The organism is Pseudarthrobacter sp. NKDBFgelt, assembly GCF_046097905.1.
GTDB lineage: Bacteria > Actinomycetota > Actinomycetes > Actinomycetales > Micrococcaceae > Arthrobacter > Arthrobacter polychromogenes.
Genome location: NZ_JBJURL010000180.1, coordinates 1 through 1,058, shown reverse-complemented (window position 1 = coordinate 1,058; position 1,058 = coordinate 1). Strand labels below are relative to the sequence as shown.

Annotated in this window: 1 protein-coding gene; it reads right to left on the bottom strand. The window is 72.9% G+C overall.

Features of this window, described 5'->3' with window-relative positions:
- The coding region (locus tag ACKAE7_RS21015; protein WP_408980225.1) for a hypothetical protein at nt 1-991 on the bottom strand (991 nt) is incomplete at its 3' end.
- Nucleotides 992-1,058: the final 67 nt, after the last annotated feature.

The following is a 1,058-nucleotide window of genomic DNA, read 5'->3' as shown; positions in this document are numbered from 1 at the left end:
CCTCGTGGATCGCACCGGCTTCGATCGACCACCGCGTGGTCCGCGACGCCGGTGCGATCCACGAGGCCAGATGGTCGGGGTCGTCGAAGCGCGAGGTCGTGAAGTTCGCCCGGTGCACCCGCTTCCGCGGCCCGGCGCCGCCGGCCGGCACCGCGTGGATGTCGAGGAGGTAGTCGGTCAGCGGCTCGAGCTCGTATGCCAGGACGATCTCCTCCACCTCCCGGGTGACGTGCTCGGCCTCGATGCACTTGAGGGCGTCCACGAGCTCGCCGACGGCGCGGTCCCACGGCGTGAGCACGACGGCGTTGGCCTTGGGCTGCAGCACCGACCCGGCAGCGAGCACCGCTTCGACCGGCAGCACGAGCGGCTGACCGGGGGCTCCCCCGCCGGGCGGGGCGGGGTGGTGGCCGGAGGCGGCGAGCACGGTCACCTCGAGCCGGTGGTGGTAGGCATCGAACAGCCGGAGCACGTTCTGGGTGGCGAGGGTGACCCGCAGCGGCTCCCGGCAGAACACGCCGGCATCGCCCATGCCCGGGTTGGTGTCGAGCAGCCACGGCCCCAGGTCGGTGGGGACCTCGGACGCCGGGGCGGTCGCGAACCGGAAGGTCTGCGTGTGCTCGTCGGCGAAGGACGGCGTCCGCGTCGGCACTGAGTCCCCGGTCTCGACGTCGTACGTCCAGCTCACGGTGACGTCGTAGGTCTGTCCGGGCTCGAGCAGGGCGTGGTCGGAGGGGTCCTGGGCCAGGCCGGTCTCGAGCGCATCCCGGTCGTGGGAGACGATCGTCTCGTCGTACTCGTGCCGGCGCACCTCGGCCCGGGTCAGGCCGGCGGCCGCGACCACCCAGTAGCGCTGGGCGCGGATCAGCTGGCCGAGTTCCCCGCCCCAGCCGACGACGACGGCGGCCGCACCCTCCGGCAGCTCCTCCCAGCGGATCAGGGCGGGCATCGGCCGGTCCCGGTCGGACTGGGCGACCTTCGCAGCCATCCGCATGTCGTGTCCCTGGAGTCACGCCACGGAAACCTGGAGGGCGGCGGCGAGGTGGATCTTGGCGATCTCG